The sequence below is a fragment of the Microbacterium deferens genome (assembly GCF_045517775.1).
In the GTDB taxonomy this organism is placed as follows: Bacteria; Actinomycetota; Actinomycetes; order Actinomycetales; family Microbacteriaceae; genus Microbacterium.
This window is the reverse complement of sequence record NZ_JBEUWT010000001.1, coordinates 1,732,380-1,750,299: the sequence shown is the minus strand read 5'-3', so window position 1 is coordinate 1,750,299 and position 17,920 is coordinate 1,732,380. Positions and strand designations below refer to the sequence as shown.

Below are 17,920 nucleotides of genomic sequence, written 5' to 3'. Positions count from 1 at the left end.
CGGTGACCGGCCGTCCACCCGGCGCGGCGGTGGCCGGGCTGGCGTCGCGCATCGAGGCCGCGGCGACGCCCGGACGGCGGTTCGTGGTCGGCATCGCCGGCAGCCCCGGGAGCGGCAAGACCACCCTCGCGGTCGCGCTGGTCGACCACCTCAACACCGGCCGCCCGGGCGTTGCCGCACACCTGCCGATGGACGGCTTCCACCTCGCCAACGACATGCTCGACCGGCGGGGGCTCCGAGACCGCAAGGGGGCCATCGAGACCTTCGACGGGTGGGGGTTCGTGGCGTTGCTCGGGCGTCTGCGCGTCGAGACCGATCACACGATCTACGCCCCGAGCTTCCGCCGCGAGGTCGACGAGGGCATCGCCGGTGAGATCGCGATCGAGCCCGACGTCGACATCGTGGTGGTCGAGGGCAACTACCTGCTCGTCGATCGCCCGCCCTGGGCGGGGGTGCGGTCCCAGCTCGACGCGGCCTGGTTCTGCCGCACACCCGAGGCCGACCGCGAGGCCCGGCTCATCGACCGTCATGTGCGGCACGGGCGCACGCGCGAGGCGGCGACGACCTTCGCGCGGGAGGTCGACGGTGCGAACGCGCTGCTGGTCGACGCATCCGCCTCCCGTGCGGATCTGGTCGTCTCGGGCGTGACGGCTGAGCCCGGCAGCGTCGTCCCGGAGCGATAAACTGCACACCGCTCGGGACGCACGCCGAACCCGCCCGGCGGGAGAGGGCTTCGTGGACGATCCCGCCGAGATCCTCACCCGGCTCACGACCCTGCAGAAGGCGGCGCTGCTCAGCGGCGAGAACGTCTGGCAGACCCGCGCGGTCGCCTCGGCCGGCGTGCCGGCGATCCGGCTCGCCGACGGTCCTCACGGAGTGCGCCGCCAGCTCGGCGCGGCCGACCACCTCGGGCTCGCGGCATCCGAGCCGGCGACGTGCTTTCCGACCGCGGCGACGGTGGCGGGGAGCTGGGATCCCGAGCTCGCGCAGCAGATCGGTGCGGCGCTGGGGCGTGAGGCCGCCGCGCAAGGTGTCGACGTGCTGCTCGGCCCGGGGCTGAACATCACGCGCAGCCCGCTGGGCGGTCGCAACTTCGAGTACTTCTCCGAAGACCCCGAGCTGTCGGGCATCCTCGCGGCCGCCTACGTGCGCGGTATCCAGTCGGAGGGAGTCGCCGCGACGCCGAAGCACTTCGCGGTGAACAGCCAGGAGCTTCGCCGGATGGTCAGCGACTCGGTGGTCGACGAGCGCACGCTGCGCGAGATCTACCTGACGGCGTTCGAGATCGTGGTGCGCGAGGCGCGGCCGTGGGCGTTGATGAGCGCGTACAACCTCGTCAACGGCACGTACGCGCACGAGAACCGGCACCTGCTGACCGAGATCCTCCGCGAGGAGTGGGGTTTCGACGGCGCCGTGATCTCGGACTGGGGCGGGGGCGACGACCCGGTCGCCGCCGTTTCCGCGGGAGGCACACTCGAGATGCCGTCGCCGGGGTTCGATTCCGCCCGCGCGATCGTCGCCGCGGTGGAGCGGGGCGATCTCGCCGTCGCCGACCTCGATGCGCGGGTGCGGGAGCTGTTGCGGCTCGTCGAGCGGGTGACGGCCCGTGACGCTCCGGGAGAGGTGGATGCTGCCGCCCACGACGCGCTCGCCCGACGAGCCGCCGCGGAGTCGGCCGTACTGCTGCGTAACACCGATGCGGTCCTGCCGCTCGCGCCCGGCACCCGGGTGGCCCTCATCGGCGATTTCGTGACCGAGCCGCGCTTCCAGGGAGCGGGGTCGTCGCTGGTGAATCCGACCCGCGTCGCCACGCTGCGCGACGCGGTGGCCGCGACACGGCTCGTGACGACCGGAGTCGCCCAGGGCTTCCGCCGCGACGAGGTGCCCGACGCGGCGCTGGTCGCCGAGGCGGTCGCGGCGGCACGCGGCGCCGATGTCGCGGTGCTCATGCTCGGCCTTCCCGAGATCGCAGATGCGGAGGGGCTGGACCGAACCACGCTCGCGATCCCCGCCGACCAGATCGCCCTCCTGCGGGCGGTCGCGGCGGCGAATCCGAGAACGGTGGTCGTGCTCAGCGCGGGCGGCGTGATCGAGACAGCACCCTGGATCGAGAACGCCGCCGCGCTGCTGCACGCCTATCTCGGCGGGCAGGCCGGGGCGGATGCGATCGCCGACCTGCTGACCGGCGCGGCGGCGCCCTCGGGGCGACTGGCCGAGACGTTCCCCCGCGCGCTCGCCGACGGCGCGACGGCCGACACCTTCCCCAGCGCAGCGCGGACGGCCGAGTATCGCGAGGGCCTCTACGTCGGATACCGCTTCTTCGACTCCGCCGGTGTCGACGTCGCGTTCCCGTTCGGGTTCGGACTGACCTACACGACCTTCGCCTACGCGAATCTGCGCGCGACGCCCGACGAGGTGCGGGTCGAGGTCACCAACACGGGCTCCCGCACCGGCGCCGAGGTGGTGCAGGTGTACGTCGGTCGGCGAAGCCCGAGCGCCGTCCATCGGCCCCGACGCGAACTGAAGGCCTTCGCGAAGGTGCGGCTCGACCCCGGTGAGACCCGTGACGTCGTGCTGGCGCTCGGACCCCGAGGCTTCCGCCACTTCGACGTATCGACGGGTGCCTGGGCTGTCGAGGCGGGGGAGTACGACGTCCACGTCGGCCCCAACGTGCGCGACATCGAGCACGCCGCGACCGTCACGGTCGAGGGCGACGAGGTTGCAGCATCCAGCGCCGACGACCTCCCGGCCTATCGTGCGGCCGACGTGCGTCAGGTCTCCGACGCCGACTTCGCGGCGCTGCTCGGGCGCCCGATCCCGTCATCGCACTGGCCGGTCGACCGGCTCGGATTCAACGATCCGATCGACCGGCTGCACGTCGCCCGCAGCCGCCTGGTGCGCACGATCTTCCGCGCTATCGAGCGTCGACATCAGCGCGCGCTCCGGGCCGGGCGCCCCGACCTCTCCGTGGTCTTCGTCTTCAATGCGCCCTTCCGCGCGATCTCGAAGATGAGCGGCAGCAGGACGACTCACGCCGTCACCGATGCCGTGCTGTTCCTCGTGAACGGACACACGTTCCGCGGAGCCGTTCGGGTCGTCACGGCCTACGTCCGCGGTCGCCGCGACGAGCGGGCCACGCGCGTGGAGTTCGATCACGGCCGCCAGCCGCCGCGCTGAGCGAGGGCTCAGCGGGCCTTGCGCGGCTTGATGAACACCGGCTCGGCATTCGTGCGCTTCGCTTCGCGCTTTTCCTTCAGAGTGAGCTTCGGCTCCTTTTTCGCTTTTCCACCGCGAGGGGCCTTGTCGGCCATGTCGATCACGCTTCCCTTCTTCAGCTGGCATGATTTCCGATGACCATAGTGCATTCACCTCGATAAAGCACTTCGCCTTCGTCGAAATGCGGACAGACGACGGTACAGGGGGTGAATCGGATCGATTTGCCTTTTCCCGGAAGCGGGCTACGGTGATGGCATGTCCATGATCGCTCCGCCGGGAGGCCGCTCTGTGTTCCGCGCTCCGCCGCCCTGATTCGTCTTCAGGTTCTCGGTAATCACGCGCGTCGCATTTGCGGCGTTTTTTTGTACCCGGGGGGCGGTTATCGCCAGCGCGCTATCGCGCCTCGCGCCGCATCGTGATCACATGCTCACGCTCCGACATCTTCGCGGGCAGAATTCGCGCTGCCCTTTTTCGCTGCATTCTTTCTCAGGATTCTTATGTCTGTCGATACCTCCACACCGTCCGCCCCGAAGCGGGACGTCTCTCGTCTTCGCCGCCTTCTCGAGCACGATCTCAGCCAGCGGCAGGAGATCGTGCGGCAGGCGGCGCCGAGCGCCGCGCCGAACGTCGACCCGGTGACGTGGGCCACCAGCACCGCGACGCGGCGGGTGTTGGATCAGATCACCGCGGCGCTCGCGCGCCTGGACGACGGAACCTACGGTCGGTGCCTCCGCTGCGGCGAGGGGATCGCCGCTGCTCGGCTCGAGGTGCTCCCTCACGCCGAGAACTGTCTCGATTGCCAGCGCCGTGTCGACGGGACCTGACGATGCCCCGGAGCCCTCCCCCCTGGTCGCGGTGATCGGGGACCGGCTGGAGTGTCTGGCGGCGATGCGCGCGGCGCCGGAGGCGCAGGAGTTCGCCTGCGCCTGCACGGTGTCGGGGCGTCACCGTGCCGTCGTCATCGGAGTGGACGTCGCCGCGTCGCGCACCCGCGGGCAGCTGCGAGCGGTTCTTCGCGACGTCGAGGCCCAGTGCTCGGTGCTCGTCGGTCGATTGCACCGGCTGCAGCACATCCTCGTCGTCCTCAACGGCTCGATGCTTCCGGAGCGCATCGTGCTGCGCATCTGCGACAGCGCGGCGCAACGCATCCACGCCTACCTCGAGCAGGCCTGCGCGCGCTCGATCGTGCTCACCGTGCTGCTGGCCGAGAAGTGCGACGACTCCAGAAGCCTCGCCGAGCGTCTGATGGCGCGGGCACGACAACGCCCCTCCCTCGACGCGGGCATCGCGCTGCTCTGGCGCGACATCGCGAACGCGCCGATCGGCGCGGTCGGCGCCAACACCTACGTGTGAGCCGACGGCGACGATCCGCGGGTCACAGCTCGTACGCCAGGGCGTCGCCCGCTTCGAAGGTGAACCAGGCCGTCGCTCCCGGTGTGAGATCGAGTTCGGCGACGCGAGCGGGAAGCGCGTCGGCGGCGATGCCGGTCGAGCGGACGCGCACGAGGTCGCCGCGCGGCTCGAGATCGGTGATCTCACCCGAGATCGTGACGGCGTCGGAGGTGCGCGCGGGGCGCGTTCCGGTGGTGACCGTGACCGACGAGGGGCGGATCGACACGCCGACCCGTGCGCCCACCGGTATCGCGTCGATGCCGCGTGCGCGGAGCGAGTGGCCGTCGTCGGTGCGGATCCCGTCGTCGGTGCGGGTGCCGACGAGGAGGTTCAGGGCGACGAGTCCTGCCGCGAACGGTGTGGCGGGGCGGTCGAGCACGTCGCGCGTCGGCCCCGTGTCGACGATGCGCCCCGCTTCGAGGACGACGACGCGGTCGGCGAGGGTGAACGCGTCGAGCACGTCGTGGGTGACGATGACGGCCGTCCGGTCGGCGAGCACATCGCGCAGCATCCGGCGCAGCATCGGCGCGACCGATACGTCGAGGGCCGCCATCGGTTCGTCGAGAAGCAGGAGCGCCGGGTCGGAGGCCAGCGCGCGGGCGACGGCGATGCGCTGCGCCTGCCCGCCGGAGAGCTGGGCCGGCTTCCTGTCGTGCAGCTCGGCGGCGTCGACGCGTTCCAGCCACTCCATCGCCGTGCGGTTCGCCGCCTCGCGCGGGATCCTCTTGCTGCGGGGGCCGAAGGCCACGTTGTCGCGGGCCGTGAGGTGCGGGAACAGCAGGGCGTCCTGCGCGAGCATCGACACGCCCCGCTCGTGCGGGGCGAGCCATCGGTTGCCGGTGCGGCCGGGCGAGATGTCGAACAGGGTGCGGTCATCGAGCCGCGCGCGGCCGGTGGTCGGGCGGAGGAGGCCGGCGGTGACGTTCAGGAATGTGGACTTGCCCGCCCCATTGGGGCCGAGGACGGCGACGGTCTCACCGGCGGCGATGTCGACGGTGACATCGAAGCCGCGGTCGGCGACGGTCGCCGTGAACGAGAAGGTCACGAGCGCACCTTCCCGAGCCGGGGGAGGCGCGTTTCGCCGGCCTGATGGGCGATCGCGACCACGATGATGGCGACGACGACGAGCACCAGCGACAGCGCCACCGCCGCATCGGGGTCGGTCTCGCGCTGCAGGTAGATCTCCAGCGGCAGGGTGCGCGTGACCCCCTGCAGCGATCCGGCGAAGGTCAGCGTCGCCCCGAACTCGCCCAGTGCCCGCGCGAACGACAGCACCGCGCCCGACAGTACCGCGGGGAGGACGAGCGGCAGGGTGATGCGGCGCAGCACGGTGGTGGGCCGGGCTCCGAGGGTGGCGCCGACCGCTTCGTACCGCGTGCCGGCGGTGCGCAGTGCGCCCTCGAGGCTCAGCACCAGGAAGGGGAGGGCGACGAAGGTCTGCGCCAGGACGACGGCGGTGGTCGAGAAGGCGATCGAGATCCCGAAGACGTCGAGGTGCTGCCCGAGGAGCCCCCGGCGTCCGAAGGTGTAGAGCAGCGCGATTCCTCCCACGACCGGCGGAAGCACGAGGGGGAGGAGCACCAGCGACCGCAGGATCTTCTGTCCCCAGAAGCGCGTCCGCGCGAGGACCAGCGACATCGGCACCCCGACGACGATGCACAGCGCCGTCGCCGTGAGCGACGTGCGAAGGCTCAGCCAGAGCGCGTCCATCGACGACTCCGACGTGATGAGCGGGAAGAACTCCGCCCCGTTCACGCGGGAGATCATCGCCACCAGCGGAACGACGACGAACGCGGCACCGACGACGGCGATGGCGGCGACCCACGCGGGTACGCCGGCGAAAGGGGAGCTTCTCCGGGGCGCCATGCGGTCGGCTACGGCTTCCCGAAGCCGGCGGCGGAGAGCACATCTTCGCCGACCGAGCCGGTGACGAACGCCACGAACGCCGCGGCGACGACGGGGCGGGCGGAGGACTTCACCACCGCGATGGGGTACGTGTTGACCGCCTCGCTCGATTCGGGGAGTTCGATCCCCTCGACGGCGCCCGCGGCCGAGATGACGTCGGTGGCGTAGACGAGTCCGGCGTCGGCCTCGCCCGAGACGACCTTGCCGAGCACGTCGGTGACCGATGATTCTTCGCTGACCGGAACGATGTGTGAACCGGTTGCCTGCTCGATGGCGGCCGTCGCGGCGCCGCAGGGAACCTGTGCGGCGCAGATCACGGTCTTCACCGCCGGATCGGCGAGGTCGGCGAGAGTCGTCACGCCGGCGGGGTTGCCCGGCGGCACGGCGATCTCGAGCACGTTCGTCGCGAAATCGACGGGGGCGTCGGCGTCGATCAGGGCCGCGTCGGTCAGCTTCGTCATGTTCTTCGCATCGGCAGAGGCGAAGACGTCGGCGGGGGCGCCCTCGGTGATCTGCGTCACGAGGTCGGAGGAGCCGGCGAAGGTCAGTTGCACGGTCGTGCCGGGGTTCGCGGCTTCGAACTCCGCCGCGAGTTCGGTGAATGTCGCGGTCAAGGATGCCGCGGCGAAGACGGTGATGGATCCCTCCGTCTTCGCGGCGCTCGTCGGCGCCGTCCCCCCGGCGCATGCGGTGAGGGTGAGCGCGGCGGCGAGGAGCGTCGCCGCGAGCATGGAAGTTCGCGCCATCACGGGGCCTTCGCGTCAGGGGTTTCGATGATGACCGCGGTGGCCTTCACGACGGCGATGGCGACCGAACCGGGCTCGAGTGCGAGCTCGCGCACCGCGTCGCTGCTCATCAGCGAGACGATGCGATGAGGACCGCACTGCAGTTCCACCTGCGCCATGACGGTGTCCATGCGGATATCGGTCACCACTCCGACGAGCCGATTGCGGGCGGACCTCCCGATCTCCGAGGGGTCCGCGGGCAGAACGGCGTTCTTCCGACCGAGGAGCGCCACCGCGAGTGCGTCGACGACGGTGCGCCCCGAAGCATCCCGCGTGCTCTCCAGCACGCCGACGTCGATCCAGCGACGGACGGTGTCGTCACTGACGGCGAGAAACGCGGCCGCGTCTCGGATACGAATCTGCGTCATGAAGCACATCATATTTCCGCAGAAGCGGATCCGCGACCGTGAGCAGGCCGTCCCTAAGTGAACAGGAGGTTTCGCCACCCTGGCAAACACCTGACCGCTCCAAACCGTCTCCCCATCCGTTCCGCATCACCACCCGTGCGGACGAATATCGATACGGAAGAAATCAGGAACACCGGGAGCGCCGCCGCAGCCGCCCCGTCCATCTCAGAGCAGGCCGGCTCCCTCTTCGCCGTTCTGCGCGCGATCTTCCCTTCCGTCGCCCCTCGCCGTCTCGTCGTCTCCCCGCGCCCGCGCACCCTGCGCCTCTCGCTCCCCGCCCCTCGACTCGTCCGCCCGGACGCCGGAGGTATCTCGTGATCCCGCCCCTCGACACACCCATGTCTCTTCTCGCCCAGACCGCACCGGGGCAGACCCCCGAACCCCTCCTTACCCCCGTCGCACCGGCTCCGGGGCAGCAGCCCTCCGGTGTGACCGACGTGCCCGTCCCCGCGCAGTCCGGCACTTCGGTCATGGGGGGATTCCTGCCCGATTGGTCGATCGGCGAGTGGCTCGGGTACAGCGGCATCATCGTTCTGGCGCTGCTGCTCACCGCGGTTGCCACGACGACGCTGTGGTGGATGCTGCATGCCTGGCGCTCCGCCGACGACCTCCGCGCGACGCAGTTCAGCTCATCGCCGCGCCCGGCCCGCCATCGCTTCACCCTCTTGGTGCCCGGGCGTCATGAGGAGGAGGTCATGGGGCAGACCCTCGACCGCCTCGCGCAGCAGGACCACCCCGACTTCGAGATCATCGCGATCGTCGGTCACGACGACCCCGGCACGGAACTCGTCGTTCGCGAGGCCGCGGCGCGCCACCCCCATCTCATCAAGGTGGTCGTCGATGACAGTGTGCCCAAGAACAAGCCGAAGGCGCTGAACCGCGCACTCCAGATCGCGACCGGCGACGTCGTCGGCGTGTTCGATGCCGAGGACGAAGTGCATCCGGGTCTGCTCACCGTCGTCGACTCGAAATTCCAGGAGACCGGCGCCGACGTCGTTCAGGGCGGCGTGCAGTTGATGAACTTCGAGACGAGCTGGTGGTCGCTGCGCAACGTGCTGGAGTACTACTTCTGGTTCCGTTCGCGCCTGCACTTCCACGCGCGGTCGAAGTTCATCCCCCTGGGCGGGAACACCGTCTTCGTCACCCGCGACCGCCTCGAATGGTCGAAGGGGTGGGACGACCAGTGCCTCGCCGAGGACTGCGAGCTCGGTGTGCGTCTGTCGAGCGACGGGGCCAAGGTCGTCGTCGCCTACAACCCCGAGTACGTCACCCGTGAGGAGACGCCGCCGACGCTGAAATCGCTGTACAAGCAGCGCACGCGCTGGAACCAGGGCTTCCTGCAGGTGCTGGGCAAGGGCGAGTGGAAGAAGCTCCCGACCCTTCGCCAGCGCATGTACGCCCGGTACCTCCTGAACATGCCGTTCCTGCAGGCCGCCACCGGCATCCTGATCCCGATCTCGGTGGCCTTCATCCTGCTCGTCAAGGTGCCGACCGTCGTCGCGCTCATCACCTTCCTCCCGCTGGTGCCCACCGTCATCACCCTCGTCGCCGAAGCCGCCGGTCTCACCGAGTTCGGCCGGGTGTACTCCAAGAAGGTGCGCGTGCGCGACTACGTCAAGCTCGTGCTCGGTCTCGTGCCGTACCAGATCTTCCTCGCCGCGGCGGCCGTGCGATCGGTCGTCCGCCAACTGCGTGGGGACGGCAGCTGGGAGAAGACGGAGCACACCGGAGCACACCGCGACCCCGCTTCCTCGACGACATCCGTGCCCCGCCCCGCTTCGGCCGAGCTCGTCGCCGCCGCCGCCGCTTCGGAGGAGAACCGATGACCTCGACGCTCGAACGCACGCCCACCGTGTCCGCTGCCGTGCCGCCCGCGAATGCCGGCGGCACCGCGCCGGATCCCGCCCGCGGCTTCTGGCGGGCGCGACTGATCGACCTCGCCTGGTTGCTTCCCGCCCTGGCGATCGGCATGGTCGTCAACGCGATCAATCTCGGCGGTTCGCCGCAACGCATCGACGACGAGGGCACTTACACCGCGCAGGCCTGGGCCATCGGCAACCTCGGCGAGCTCACCCACTACACGTACTGGTACGACCATCCCCCTCTCGGGTGGATTCAGATCGCGGGCTACGCCGGTCTGACGGGGGCATGGGACCGGCACGACGTCGCCGTCGTCGCGGCGCGCGAGGCCATGCTCGTCGCGACGGCGATCGCGGGGATCCTGCTGTGGTTCCTGGTGCGTCGCATCGGCTTCGCACGCCTCACCGCGTCCGTCGCGACGGCGCTGTTCCTGCTGTCGCCGCTGGCCGTGCAGTTCCACCGCCAGGTGTATCTCGACAACATCGCGACGGCATGGCTTCTCGGAGCCCTCCTGCTCGCGATGAGCCGGCGCAAGCAACTGCTCGGATACATCGGAGCGGCAGCGGCATTCGGGGTCGCCGTCCTCACCAAGGAGACCTACCTCCTCGCACTGCCGCTGATCGCGTGGTTCATGTGGCGAGGTGCCGACCGCACGACGCGTCGCTACACGCTCTCCGTCGCGTCGGCGGTGCTGGCTCTCATCGGCCTCACCTACGTCGCCTTCGCACTCGTCAAGGGCGAGGTCGCTCCCGGCGCCGGTCGGGTCAGCCTCTTCGAAGGACTCGCCTTCCAGCTGGCCTCTCGCGAGGGCAGCGGATCACTGTTCGACCGCGACAGCCTCATGTCGCGCACCGTCGGCATGTGGTGGCAGCTCGATTCCGTGCTGATCATCGCCTCTCTCGCGGCGGCGGTGGCGGCGCTCTTCGTGCGCCGCCTGCGTCCGTGGGCGATCACCCTGCTCGCGCTCACCGCGTTCATGTTCCGCGGCGGGTACCTCCCCGTGCCCTACGTGATCATGCTGCTGCCGTTCGCGGCGATCGTGGTCGCCGGGATCGGACAGGTCGCCGTCGAGCGCGTTCGCGCCCGGTCGACTCGGCATCGGCTGCTCTCCCGCGTGGGCGGTGCCGGTGTCGCCGCCGGCCTGGTCGTCGCGCTGGTGGCGGGCGGTCCGCTCTGGACCGCGCAGTTGCGCGGCTTCCTGCTCGCCGACCTCGACCGTCCGTTACGCGACGCCGAGACCTGGATGGCCGAGAACGCCCCGGCCGACTCCCGGATGCTCGTCGACGACGCCATGTGGGTCGATCTCGTCGACGAGGGCTTCACCCGCGAGAACGTTGTCTGGTACTACAAGGCCGACACCGACTCCGACGTGCAGGCGCTCGCCCCCGACGGGTGGCGGGACTACGACTACGTCGTCACCACCGACTCGATGCGCACCTTCCCGACGGAGTTCCCGACCGTGAGCCAGGCCATCGAGAACAGCGTGGTCGTCGCGTCCTTCGGCGAGGGCGCACAGCAGGTCGATGTGCGCTTCATCGACAGCGAGCAGTCCGGTCTGGCACAGGCGAGCGACGACGGTCTCTACGCCGCGCGATCGATCGCCGGCCAGCAGCTGCTGCAGAACCCCTCGGTCGGCGTTCCCGTCGAGGAGCAGGACCTGCTGACCTCCGGCGTCGTCGACGGCCGCATCCTGCTCACGCTCGGACAGCTCGCCGCGATCGGGCGCATCGACATCGCCGACATCGCCCAGCTCGACGGCGACCCCTCCGGCGTGCATCGTCAGCTGGTCATCAGCGCGTTCGCCGGCGAGGACGCCCGTGGCGATGCCCCGGGTTCCGACGCGGCGCTGCGCTTCTACGAATCCCTCACCGGCCAGCTGGCGCCCCTGTCCGCCGTGCGCAGCGATGCGGGGGTGGTCATCACGTTCTCTCCCGTCGAACCCGTGAACCTGCTGCCGCGTCCCGCGGCGTGACCTGCCGCCGCCGCACCCGACCCCGTCCTCACACCCCCGAAGAAAGGATCACCATGATTCCGAACGCTTCCACTCCCGGCTTCCCGCGCCGCACCCCTCGGCGCCGCGTGCGCGGCCTGGCCCTCATCGCCGCGGCCCTCCTCCCGGTCGCCCTCGGCGTGGCGGTCGCGCCCGCAGCATCCGCCGCTCCTGCCGAGCCCGGCGGATGGGCCCGCGTCGCCCACCTCTCACCCGACACGAAGTCGGTCGATGTGCAGATGACCGCTCTCGCGGGCGGTTCCGTCGTCTACGAGCTCGAAGACGTCGCGTACGGCGCGGTGAGCGACTACATCCCGCTCGCCGAGGGGACGTACGTCGTCTCGATGGTGCCGTCGGATGCGGCGGACGATGCCGAGCCGGTCGTGCGCCAGTCGGTCGACGTCGCCGCCGGGGGTCCGGTGACCGTCGCCGCCTACGGTCGCAACGACGACCTCCAGACCACCGTCTTCCAGGACGACCTCTCCGCCCCCGCCGAGGGGCAGGCGCGCGTGCGCGTCGTGCAGGCGTCGACCGTCGAACCCCGCGTCGACGTCGACACCGTCGAAGGCCGCTCGATCGCCCGCGAGGTTCCGACCGGGGCGGCGACCGGCTACGCCTCCGTGGCCGCCGGCGCATGGGATCTCGAGCTGACCGGAGCCGACGCGGTGTCGTCCTCCGCGGTCGACCTGCCCGCGGGCTCGGTGTCGACGCTGTTCGTGCTCGACACCGCTGCGGGCGCGCTCACCGCGCAGGCCATCACCGACTCGGCCACTCTCGCCGACATGCCCGTCGGCGGCATCCACACCGGCGGGGGCGGCACGGCCGACGGTCAGACCGGAACCCTCGGGGGCGTCGCGGCCGCGGGACTCCTCCTCGGAGGAGCCGTCGTCGCGCTCATCATGCGTCGTCGCCACGCCACCGCGGGAACCGTGTGATCGGCCTCCGGCGCGCGCTCGCCGCGTCGTCCGTTGCCGTCGCGGTCTTCCTCGTGGCCGCGGCGTGCGCGGCCCCGGTCGCCGATCCGGGCTCCGAGGCAACGGACGGATCCGCGTCTGCGGCGGCGTACTTCCTCGAGCAGTACGCCGACGACGGGCGCGTGGTGCGCACCGACCAGGGTGGCGACACGGTGAGCGAGGGGCAAGCGTACGGCCTGCTGCTCGCCGTCGCCGCCGACGACGAGCAGACGTTCGACGAGATCTGGGAGTGGACCACCGCCCACCTGCAGCGCGACGATCTCCTGCTCGCGTGGCGGTGGCAGGAGGGGGCCGTGGTCGATGACCAGCCCGCCTCCGACGCCGATCTCGACGCGGCGCGCGCTCTCGTGCTCGCCGCAGACGCCTTCGGGCGAGACGACCTCCGCGAGGACGGCGTCGCGCTGGGTGAGGCGCTGCTCGACGAGATGACGGCGCCGACCGAGATCGGGCGGATCCTCCTGCCCGGGCCGTGGGCGACCACCTCGCCGCACGCGTACAACCCGTCGTACTCCTCGCCCGCGGCGTACGCCGTCTTGTCGGCCGCGTCGGGCGATGCTCGGTGGGAAGAACTCGCCACCGGCAGCCGCGCCGCGACCGAGGCGCTCCTGGACGTCAACGCGCTTCCGACCAACTGGGCCACGGTCGCGGGCGACGGCTCGGTCGCCATTGCCGGTTCGGCGAGCGGCGAGGGCGAGCCCGGATACGGATACGACGCCACCCGCACATCGATCCGCTACGCCGAATCGTGCGACCCCGCCGACCGTGCGGTGGCCGCCCGGATCGCCGCAGCCCTGCCCGACGGCGACGAGCTGCCGGCCGAGCTCGATTCCGGCGCCGGGGCGGTGACGAGCGACCAGCACCCCGTCGCCTACGCCGCGCGCGCGGCCGCGTACGCCGCCGACTCGAGCACGGATGCTGCGCGGGACGATCTCGCGCGCATGACCGAGACGGCGGTGGCGACGCCGACGTACTACGGCGACGCGTGGAGCGCCCTCGCCGGAGCGATGCTGACCGACGACGTGCTGGGAGGATGCCCGCCGCTCGACGCGGTGACGTCGGCGGCGGGCGCCTCGTCTTCCGCTGCCGACGGGTTCCAAGACCCCGTCGCCCCGGAGGCGGCGTCGAACGCCACGCCCGAGCACATCTCGATCCCCGCCATCGGCGTCGATTCCGACCTCATCGGCCTCGGGCTGGGCGCGGACGGCTGGATCGAATCCCCCGCCGATTTCGACGCCGTGGGCTGGTACGAGAACGGCGTCGTGCCCGGCGCCATCGGCCCGGCGGTGATCGCGGGGCACGTCGACTCCCCGACGGCACCCGCCGTCTTCTACGACCTTCCGAAGCTCGTCCCGGGCGACACCGTCTCCGTCGCGCGCAGCGACGGCACCACGGCGGACTTCGTCGTCACCGGCATCCAGACGGTGGAGAAGGACAGCTTCCCGACGGAGTCGATCTACGCCCCGGTGCCGACCCCGGAACTGCGGCTCGTGACCTGCGGCGGCGCGTGGGACCCCCAGACCGGACACTACGTCGACAACGTGGTCGTCACCGCCATCGCCGCCTGACACGTCGAGAACCGCCGCCTCGCGGCCGAAGGAAGGACCCGTCATGAACACCGCGCTGACCGTCATCCCCACGTACGACGAGATCGAGAACCTCGAAGCGATCGTCGATCGCGTGCTCGCCGTCGGACGCTCGGACGTGCTCGTCGTCGACGACGCGTCGCCCGACGGCACCGGTGCGCTCGCCGATCGCCTCGCCGCGCAGCATCCCGGCGTGCACGTGCTCCACCGAACCGCGAAAGACGGACTCGGACGCGCGTACCTCGCCGGGTTCGCGTGGGGACGCGAGCGTGGGTACGACGTGCTCGTCGAGATGGACGCCGACGGCTCGCACCAGCCCGAATCGCTGCCGACCATGCTCGACGAGCTGGCCGACGCCGACATGGTGCTGGGGTCGCGGTGGGTGCCGGGCGGAAGCGTCGTGAACTGGCCGATGCACCGCAAGGCGCTCAGCGTCGGCGGAAACCTCTACGCGCGCCTCGCCCTCGGGATCGACGTGCGCGACGCGACGGGAGGCTACCGCGCGTTCCGCGCCGGCGCTCTCGACGCCATCGGACTGGACGGGGTCGCGTCGCAGGGGTACTGCTTCCAGCTCGACCTGCTCTGGCGAGGGCTCGAGCGCGGCCTGCGCGTCGTCGAAGTTCCGATCACCTTCGTCGAGCGCGAGCGCGGCGTCAGCAAGATGAGCGGCGGCATCGTGCGCGAGTCGCTGTGGAACGTCACCGTCTGGGGTCTGCGTCGCCGCGTCACCGCCGTGCGCGAGATCGTGCTGCACCGGCGCCGACTGCCTTCGGTGCGTGCCAATACGCGCCGCCTCGCGCCGGCCTGACCGCGACGAGGACCGTCCCGCGGCGGACGCGAGGCGATGCGCCACCTGCGGTGGGCTTCGCTCTGTGGAGGGGATGACGGGAATCGAACCCGCGCTATCAGCTTGGGAAGCTGAAGTTCTGCCATTGAACTACATCCCCGGGCAGCCTTTCGGCGTCGGGCCAGCATAACAGGGGGCTCTGCGCCGCAGCATCCTCTCGGATCGGTCGCGCGGCTCTAGGCTGATGCCGTGCTGCTCTCCGACCGCGACATCACCCGTGAGCTCGATGCGAAGCGCATCGTGCTCGAACCCTCCGATGCCGCGATGGTGCAGCCGTCGAGCGTGGATGTGCGACTCGACCGGTACTTCCGGCTGTTCGACAACCACAAATACCCGTTCATCGACCCTGCCGAGGACCAGCCCGAGCTGACGCGCCTGATCGAGGTCGCACCCGACGAGCCGTTCATCCTGCACCCGGGGGAATTCGCGCTCGGCTCGACGTTCGAGCTCATCGGACTGCCCGACGACATCGCCGCGCGGCTCGAGGGGAAGTCGTCGCTCGGCCGGCTCGGGTTGCTGACCCATTCGACGGCGGGGTTCATCGACCCCGGCTTCACCGGGCATGTCACGCTCGAGCTTTCCAACGTCGCCACGCTCCCCATCAAGCTCTGGCCCGGGATGAAGATCGGTCAGCTCTGCTTCTTCCAGCTGACCTCGCCCTCCGAGAACCCGTACGGCTCCGGCCCCTACGGAAACCGCTACCAGGGTCAGCGCGGACCGACGGCGTCGCGCTCGTTCCTCAACTTCCACCGCACCGATGTCGGGGTCACCGACGCAGGTTCGGCCGGCGGGTAGCTATACCGCTATCCGGCCGTTCCGGCGGTACGCGACACGCGCAATTGCACGTATGTGCATGTTATGTGGAGTGTTCTCTCAGCTTCGGCGCAGAACCCTACACTCGACCCTGGCTCGGCCGGCCGCATGGTGGCCGGTGAGCCGGACGCACCCGAGCGTCGCTTCACCCGTCGGTACAAAGGAGTAATCGCCATGCCCTCATCCCGAAGGCACCACCGCCTGTGGTCACTGTTCTTGGTCGCCCTGGCCCTCGTTCTCGCGGGCGGCTCGACCGCCGCGATGGCGCAGACCTCGTTCGGGTCTGTCCAGGTGCGTGACGTCGCATTCACGTCGGCTGACGGCAAGACGGTCTCGGGGCTCCTGTTCGTCCCCGACGGTGTCACCGCCGAGTCGCCGGCGCCCGCGGTGCTCGCCGTGCACGGATACGTGAACTCCCGGGAGATGCAGCAGGCTCCGTCGATCGAGCTCAGCCGTCGCGGCTACGTCGTCCTCGCCATCGACCAGTCGGGCCACGGGCGCTCGGACGCCCCGGCCTTCGGCAACGCCTTCAACGGCCCGGCCGGCCTCGGATACCTCCGATCGCTCGACATCGTCGACACCGACAACATCGGGCTCACCGGGCACTCGCTGGGCGGTTCGACGATCATGAACGCCGCCGCGGCGTTCCCCGACGGCTACCAGTCGATGGTCCTCCTCGATTCGGCCACCGGGTTCTTCGGCCCTCCCGGAACCCCCGACTTCCCGCGCAACCTGCTCGTGCAGTTCGCCGAGTTCGAAGAGTTCTCCGGGTCGATGTGGGGCGAGGCCAACACGCGCGACATCCCCGCGAGCGAAGCGCTCAAGGCGACGTTCGGCACCACCGACGACGTGGTGCCCGACCAGCTCTACGGATCGATCGCCGACGGCACCGCGCGCGAGCTGGTGCGTCCGGTGAACAACCACCCCGGCGTGACGCACGATCTCGCGGCCACGCAGCACATCATCGACTGGTTCGGGCAGACCCTCGAGGGCGGCCACGACGCGGCCGGACAGATCTGGTGGCTCAAGGAGGCCGGAACGTTCGTGGCGATGGTCGGCGCCGTCCTCATGATCTTCGCCACCGGCGGACTGCTGCTGCGCGCTCCCTTCTTCTCGCAGATGCGTCGTCCCGTCCCCGCTGCCGCCGGCAGCCGATGGGGCTGGCCGTGGGCCGTCTCGGCGCTGCTGACGGCGGGCATCCCCGCGCTGACCTTCTTCTGGTTCAACACCTGGGGAGCGCTGTGGATCCCCGCCGGGCCCGTCTTCGGTCAGACTTTCGCGACCGGGATCGCGGTATGGGCACTGCTCAACGGCATCATCGGTCTCGTCATCTACGCGATCGGTGCGGCTCTGGCACGCCGCTCGTCGGGCAACCGGGTGCTCCCGAACCTGCCGGAGGTCGACGGTGACGTCGCCGCTCCTCGTGCGCGTGCCGTCATCGGACGCGCGGCGCTCGTCGCGACGATCGCGGTCGGTGCCGCCTACGTGCTCGTCGTCCTCTCGGACTGGTTGTTCAAGACCGACTTCCGGCTCTACGTGCTGCAGTTGCAGCCGTTGACCATCACGCGGTTCGCGCAATTCCTCGTGTACCTGATCCCCTTCACGGCGTTCTTCCTGATGCTCACCTTCACGTTGCACCGCTCGCTGCGCTGGCAGGGACGGTCGATCTCGCGGGGCAAGGAGATGCTGGCGAACGCCATCGTGCTCCCCGCGGGAATCCTCGTGCTCGAGATCATCAACTACGTCCCGCTCCTCGTCACCGGACGCCTGGCGATCGACGAGGCGCTGCTCACGATCGTCGGCTACCCCTTCATCGTGGTGCTGGCTCTCGTGGGCATCATGTCGACGTACTTCTTCCACCTCACCGGCACGATCTGGACCGGAGCGTTCGCGTCCGCGCTTCTCGTGACGTGGAACGTCGTCGGCGGAACGGCCATCCAGGGCGACGTGCAGGAGTGGGGTCCGTTGGCGCTGGTGGTGCGCTTCGTCCTCCCGCTGTTGGCGGCCGTCGTGCTCGTCCTCGTGGTGATCGTGCGTCGCCGACGCGATCGCGTCAGCGCCGCGTAGCCGCAGGTCACGCCGCATCCGGGCAGAAGCGCCGCGAGAGCATCCCGCTCTCGTGGCGCTTCTGCGTTCGGCCCTGCAGTT

General features: G+C 70.3%; 16 protein-coding genes and 1 tRNA gene. 11 read left to right on the top strand and 6 right to left on the bottom strand.

The genetic code is table 11. The features are described from left to right. The first annotated feature begins 2 nt into the window (after positions 1-2). The gene (locus tag ABTU82_RS08255) at positions 3-683 is read left to right on the top strand and encodes a nucleoside/nucleotide kinase family protein (RefSeq protein WP_407172845.1); all 681 of its coding nucleotides are present in this window, start codon (positions 3-5) and stop codon (positions 681-683) included. 52 nt (positions 684-735) lie between these two features. Further along, positions 736-3,177 carry a glycoside hydrolase family 3 C-terminal domain-containing protein gene (locus tag ABTU82_RS08250; RefSeq protein WP_407172843.1) on the top strand — a complete coding sequence of 814 codons (2,442 nt, stop codon included), beginning with the start codon at positions 736-738 and terminating at the stop codon, positions 3,175-3,177. A gap of 8 nt (positions 3,178-3,185) precedes the next feature. Here ABTU82_RS08250 and ABTU82_RS08245 read toward each other — a convergent pair whose 3' ends face one another. After that, the gene (locus tag ABTU82_RS08245) at positions 3,186-3,320 is read right to left on the bottom strand and encodes a hypothetical protein (protein WP_276308335.1); all 135 of its coding nucleotides are present in this window, start codon (positions 3,318-3,320) and stop codon (positions 3,186-3,188) included. A 393-nt stretch (positions 3,321-3,713) separates the two neighbouring features. Between ABTU82_RS08245 and ABTU82_RS08240 the strand changes: the two genes are divergently transcribed. Then, the gene (locus ABTU82_RS08240; protein WP_116646886.1) at positions 3,714-4,040 is read left to right on the top strand and encodes a TraR/DksA family transcriptional regulator; all 327 of its coding nucleotides are present in this window, start codon (positions 3,714-3,716) and stop codon (positions 4,038-4,040) included. Between the two features lie 64 nt (positions 4,041-4,104). Beyond that, positions 4,105-4,569 carry a hypothetical protein gene (locus ABTU82_RS08235; protein WP_407172841.1) on the top strand — a complete coding sequence of 155 codons (465 nt, stop codon included), beginning with the start codon at positions 4,105-4,107 and terminating at the stop codon, positions 4,567-4,569. A 22-nt stretch (positions 4,570-4,591) separates the two neighbouring features. On the opposite strand, the gene ABTU82_RS08230 is transcribed toward ABTU82_RS08235, so the two are convergent. From ABTU82_RS08230 to ABTU82_RS08215, 4 genes are read right to left on the bottom strand one after another with little or no spacing between them, the layout of a single operon-like run. After that, positions 4,592-5,653, bottom strand: coding sequence for a sulfate/molybdate ABC transporter ATP-binding protein (locus ABTU82_RS08230; protein ID WP_407172839.1), 1,062 nt, complete (start codon positions 5,651-5,653; stop codon positions 4,592-4,594). Further along, positions 5,650-6,474, bottom strand: a complete 825-nt coding sequence (locus ABTU82_RS08225) for an ABC transporter permease (protein WP_407172838.1) — start codon at positions 6,472-6,474, stop codon at positions 5,650-5,652. Before ABTU82_RS08225 ends, ABTU82_RS08230 begins: the two co-directional genes overlap by 4 nt. An 8-nt stretch (positions 6,475-6,482) precedes the next feature. Then, positions 6,483-7,259, bottom strand: a complete 777-nt coding sequence (gene modA / locus ABTU82_RS08220; RefSeq protein WP_407172836.1) for a molybdate ABC transporter substrate-binding protein — start codon at positions 7,257-7,259, stop codon at positions 6,483-6,485. After that, positions 7,259-7,666 carry a TOBE domain-containing protein gene (locus ABTU82_RS08215; protein ID WP_407172834.1) on the bottom strand — a complete coding sequence of 136 codons (408 nt, stop codon included), beginning with the start codon at positions 7,664-7,666 and terminating at the stop codon, positions 7,259-7,261. Before ABTU82_RS08215 ends, modA begins: the two co-directional genes overlap by 1 nt. A 377-nt stretch (positions 7,667-8,043) precedes the next feature. On the opposite strand from ABTU82_RS08215, the gene ABTU82_RS08210 reads away from it, so the two are divergent. Genes ABTU82_RS08210 through ABTU82_RS08190 form a run of 5 tightly spaced genes read left to right on the top strand, consistent with a single transcriptional unit; the run spans position 8,044 to position 14,920 of the window. Beyond that, complete coding sequence (locus ABTU82_RS08210) at positions 8,044-9,531, top strand: glycosyltransferase family 2 protein (RefSeq protein ID WP_407172832.1); 1,488 nt, start codon at positions 8,044-8,046, stop codon at positions 9,529-9,531. Continuing rightward, positions 9,528-11,537, top strand: coding sequence for a glycosyltransferase family 39 protein (locus ABTU82_RS08205; protein WP_407172831.1), 2,010 nt, complete (start codon positions 9,528-9,530; stop codon positions 11,535-11,537). The genes ABTU82_RS08210 and ABTU82_RS08205 overlap by 4 nt, the downstream gene beginning before the upstream one ends. A 53-nt stretch (positions 11,538-11,590) precedes the next feature. After that, positions 11,591-12,490, top strand: a complete 900-nt coding sequence (locus ABTU82_RS08200) for a DUF4397 domain-containing protein (protein ID WP_407172830.1) — start codon at positions 11,591-11,593, stop codon at positions 12,488-12,490. Next, a complete protein-coding gene (locus tag ABTU82_RS08195) occupies positions 12,487-14,094 on the top strand; it encodes a class F sortase (protein ID WP_407172829.1) in 1,608 nt (535 codons plus the stop codon). The genes ABTU82_RS08200 and ABTU82_RS08195 overlap by 4 nt, the downstream gene beginning before the upstream one ends. A gap of 43 nt (positions 14,095-14,137) precedes the next feature. Continuing rightward, on the top strand, positions 14,138-14,920 hold the full coding sequence (locus tag ABTU82_RS08190; protein WP_407172827.1) for a polyprenol monophosphomannose synthase: 783 nt from the start codon (positions 14,138-14,140) through the stop codon (positions 14,918-14,920). 65 nt (positions 14,921-14,985) lie between these two features. Here the strand turns inward: ABTU82_RS08190 and ABTU82_RS08185 are convergent. Continuing rightward, positions 14,986-15,059, bottom strand: a tRNA-Gly gene (locus ABTU82_RS08185). An 89-nt stretch (positions 15,060-15,148) separates the two neighbouring features. Here ABTU82_RS08185 and dcd point away from each other — a divergent pair. Both dcd and ABTU82_RS08175 read left to right on the top strand, forming a co-directional pair. Further along, positions 15,149-15,754 carry a dCTP deaminase gene (dcd, locus tag ABTU82_RS08180; RefSeq protein ID WP_116646876.1) on the top strand — a complete coding sequence of 202 codons (606 nt, stop codon included), beginning with the start codon at positions 15,149-15,151 and terminating at the stop codon, positions 15,752-15,754. A 192-nt stretch (positions 15,755-15,946) separates the two neighbouring features. After that, positions 15,947-17,839 carry an alpha/beta hydrolase family protein gene (locus ABTU82_RS08175; RefSeq protein ID WP_407172825.1) on the top strand — a complete coding sequence of 631 codons (1,893 nt, stop codon included), beginning with the start codon at positions 15,947-15,949 and terminating at the stop codon, positions 17,837-17,839. The last annotated feature ends 81 nt before the right edge of the window (positions 17,840-17,920 follow it).

Excerpts from the sequence above, each read along its gene's own strand:
- ABTU82_RS08210 (WP_407172832.1), top strand. The coding sequence starts at position 8,044 with ATGTCTCTTCTCGCCCAGACCGCACCGGGGCAGACCCCCGAACCCCTC.
- ABTU82_RS08175 (WP_407172825.1), top strand. The coding sequence starts at position 15,947 with ATGCCCTCATCCCGAAGGCACCACCGCCTGTGGTCACTGTTCTTGGTC.
- ABTU82_RS08240 (WP_116646886.1), top strand. The coding sequence starts at position 3,714 with ATGTCTGTCGATACCTCCACACCGTCCGCCCCGAAGCGGGACGTCTCT.
- ABTU82_RS08200 (WP_407172830.1), top strand. The coding sequence starts at position 11,591 with ATGATTCCGAACGCTTCCACTCCCGGCTTCCCGCGCCGCACCCCTCGG.
- ABTU82_RS08205 (WP_407172831.1), top strand. The coding sequence starts at position 9,528 with ATGACCTCGACGCTCGAACGCACGCCCACCGTGTCCGCTGCCGTGCCG.
- ABTU82_RS08235 (WP_407172841.1), top strand. The coding sequence starts at position 4,105 with ATGCGCGCGGCGCCGGAGGCGCAGGAGTTCGCCTGCGCCTGCACGGTG.
- ABTU82_RS08215 (WP_407172834.1), bottom strand. The coding sequence starts at position 7,666 with ATGACGCAGATTCGTATCCGAGACGCGGCCGCGTTTCTCGCCGTCAGT.
- modA (WP_407172836.1), bottom strand. The coding sequence starts at position 7,259 with ATGGCGCGAACTTCCATGCTCGCGGCGACGCTCCTCGCCGCCGCGCTC.
- ABTU82_RS08225 (WP_407172838.1), bottom strand. The coding sequence starts at position 6,474 with ATGGCGCCCCGGAGAAGCTCCCCTTTCGCCGGCGTACCCGCGTGGGTC.
- ABTU82_RS08190 (WP_407172827.1), top strand. The coding sequence starts at position 14,138 with ATGAACACCGCGCTGACCGTCATCCCCACGTACGACGAGATCGAGAAC.